General features: G+C 61.2%; 3 protein-coding genes. All 3 read left to right on the top strand.

All coding sequences use genetic code 11. The annotated features are described in order from the left end of the window. On the top strand, nucleotides 1-320 hold a 320-nt coding region (locus VSR68_RS42340), incomplete at its 5' end, for a Y4bD/Y4pK family protein (RefSeq protein ID WP_342945357.1). A 52-nt stretch (nucleotides 321-372) separates the two neighbouring features. After that, nucleotides 373-705, top strand: a complete 333-nt coding sequence (locus tag VSR68_RS42335; RefSeq protein WP_180730254.1) for a DUF6788 family protein — start codon at nucleotides 373-375, stop codon at nucleotides 703-705. Between the two features lie 133 nt (nucleotides 706-838). Further along, nucleotides 839-2,890, top strand: a complete 2,052-nt coding sequence (locus VSR68_RS42330) for a recombinase family protein (RefSeq protein ID WP_342945356.1) — start codon at nucleotides 839-841, stop codon at nucleotides 2,888-2,890. The last annotated feature ends 46 nt before the right edge of the window (nucleotides 2,891-2,936 follow it).

The raw sequence follows: 2,936 nt of genomic DNA, 5'->3' as shown, positions 1-2,936 counted from the left end.
GACGGTCAGCGCGAACTGCACAAGCGCTCAACGAGCATTTGGGTTGGGCGGAGATCTGTCATCCATTTCATCCGCTTAAGGGCCAACGCTTTCCGGTGCTGAAGAGGCGACGCGTCTCGGGTATCGAAACGCTGATCGTGGGTCACGCAAAGCGCGGTAGTTTCAGCATTCCCCGCGAATGGACCGATTGGGGCTCGCCGGTTGCCGATCCGCAGGCCCCGAGATGCTACTTCGATCCCGGCATGCTGCTGGATCTGGTCGCCCTGATTGAGCAGCTCACCGAATCAGATTCTACGAACTCGCCGATCAAGGGAGCTTGATCAATGAACATTCCTGACCTACCATCAGACCAGTTAATTACGTGGTCTGATAATGGAAGATATTCCGTCGTCCACCCTCCGCAAACGACGCGCCGAATTACTGCGGCAAATGCCGGCTCTGGACACGCTGCTGAGGGGCTCCCTCATCGAACGCTACAAGCGCTGCGGCAAGCCCGGCTGCAAGTGCGCGGATGGCCCAGGCCATGGCCCCAAGTACTACCTCTCCGTGAGCTTCCCCGGTCGTCGTCCGCAAATGGATTACGTGCCGCAGGCCGATCACGCCGACGTCGTCGAGCGCCTGGCGAGTTATCACCGGGTGCGCGAGATCATCGAAGAGATCTGCGAGATCAACCGCGAACTGTTACGTCGCCGCGAGGCACTCTAAGGAGACCCGGTGAGCCAGCCTCCACCGCTCACCATCTCCATCGATCCGCATCTTGCCGGCGTGCTCATCGCCAACATGCTCGATGCCTGGCTTGCGGCCGGGTTCGACACGGCGCCGATCGAGGAGACCGCCGATGAACCCCAAGATCACGCAACAGCATCACAGCAAACCGGCGTACATCTATATCCGCCAGTCGACGCTGGCTCAGGTACGCCACCATCACGAGAGTACCGAGCGCCAGTATGCGTTGAAGGACAAGGCGCTGGCACTGGGCTGGCCAGAGACCGCGATCCGCACGTTGGACCGGGACCTCGGTCAGTCGGGCGCACAGATGGCGGGACGCGAGGACTTCAAGACGCTCGTGGCGGATGTCTCGATGGGACAGGTGGGCGCGGTGTTTGCCCTGGAGGTGTCACGCCTGGCACGCTCGAATCTGGACTGGCACCGGCTGCTGGAGTTGTGTGCGCTCACTCATACATTGGTTATCGACGCCGACGGTTGTTACGACCCTGGCGACTTCAACGACGGGCTGTTGCTGGGCCTCAAGGGAACGATGGCACAGGCGGAGCTACATTTCTTGCGCGGGCGCCTCCAGGGAGGCAAGCTCAACAAGGCGCAGAAGGGAGAATTGCGGTTTCCTCTTCCTGTCGGCCTGTGCTACGACGATCAAGGGCGCATCGTCCTTGATCCCGACGACGAGGTGCGCGGCGCCGTTCAGCTGGCGTTTCGTCTGTTTCGTGAAACCGGTAGCGCGTACGGCGTCGTCAAGCGCTTTGCCGAAGATGGTCTGCGGTTTCCCAAGCGCGCGTACGGCGGAGCCTGGGCAGGCCAGATCATCTGGGGGCAACTCAGTCACGAACGCGTGCGGGGGCTGATCAAGAACCCATCTTACGCGGGCGTCTATGTCTTTGGACGCTACCAGTATCGCAAGCACATTACGCCCCAAGGGGATGTGCGCACGCACATGAAGGCGGTACCAAAGGCACAATGGCGCGTTCATTTGCCGGAACATCACGAGGGATACATTACCCCGGATGAATTCGAGCAGAATCAGGTGCGCCTGGCACGCAATCGCACCAACGGCGAAGGAAACTTGCTGAACGGTGCAGCTCGTGAAGGACTCGCGCTGCTTCAGGGCCTGCTGGTGTGCGGCTGCTGCGGCCGGGCAATCACGGTACGCTACCAGGGGAACGGCGGCATTTATCCGGTCTATGTGTGCAACTGGCGGCGCCGTGAAGGTCTGGCAACCCGGGACTGCATGAGCGTGCGCAGCAACCTGCTCGACACCGCGATCAGCGACGCGGTGATCAATGCGCTACGCCCGGCCGAACTCGAACTCGCCCTGACGGCGCTGAAGGAACTTGAGCAACGTGATCAGGCCATCATGCGTCAGTGGCACATGCGCATCGAGCGAGCCGAATACGAGGCCGCGCTTGCCGAACGACGCTATCAGGAATGCGATCCTGCCAACCGTCTGGTTGCGGGCACCCTCGAGCGGCGCTGGAACGACGCGTTGCTTCGCGTCGAGTCGATCAGGACGGAAGCCGCTCAATTCCAGAGCCAGAAAGCACGCGTTGTCACGGCGGAGCAGAGGGCCCAGATCCTTGCGCTGGCCTGTGATCTGCCGCGCCTGTGGGGCGCACCAACGACCGCTGCGAAGGAACGCAAGCGGATGCTGCGACTGCTCATCCGCGACATCACCGTAGAGAAATTGTCCGGGCAGCGGCAGTTCGTTCTGCATGTGCGTTGGCAAGGCGGCGTCTGCACCGACCTCACCGTCAATCTGCCCAGGCCACGTCCCGAAGCGATACGCTATCCGGCGGAGACCATCGAGCAGGTCCGCCAGGCAGCGCGAAGTATGTCCGATCCGCAAATCGTCGCACGCTTCAATCAGGCGGGGCTCCGCAGTCCTTACGGCAAGCCCTTTACGCTCGCGATGATCAAATGGATCCGCTTCAGGTACGGGATTGCGCCGGCCTGCCTGACGCGTCCTGACGAATTCACCGTGCAGCAACTCGCCAGTCGATTGCAGGTGAGCACGTACGTCGTCTATTACTGGATCGACCGCCGTGTCGTCGAAGCACGCAAGATCGACGGCCGGGGAGCGTGGTGGATCACCCTGGACGCCACGAAAGAGCATCAGCTTCAGAACTGGATCCGCAATTCAGGGCATCTTCAACCGTAGCAGTCCAACATTCAACTGTGAGAGGTGCATTATGAGATCGCCGTCG

Origin of the sequence: Paraburkholderia phymatum, assembly GCF_038900715.1 — a bacterium.
In the GTDB taxonomy this organism is placed as follows: domain Bacteria; phylum Pseudomonadota; class Gammaproteobacteria; order Burkholderiales; family Burkholderiaceae; genus Paraburkholderia; species Paraburkholderia phymatum_A.
The sequence above is the reverse complement of the archived record's forward strand: the minus strand, read 5'-3'. Positions and strand labels throughout refer to the sequence as shown.

Bases quoted from the DNA above. Each gene is read 5' to 3' on its own strand.
- VSR68_RS42335 (WP_180730254.1), top strand. From the start codon at position 373: ATGGAAGATATTCCGTCGTCCACCCTCCGCAAACGACGCGCCGAATTA.
- VSR68_RS42330 (WP_342945356.1), top strand. From the start codon at position 839: ATGAACCCCAAGATCACGCAACAGCATCACAGCAAACCGGCGTACATC.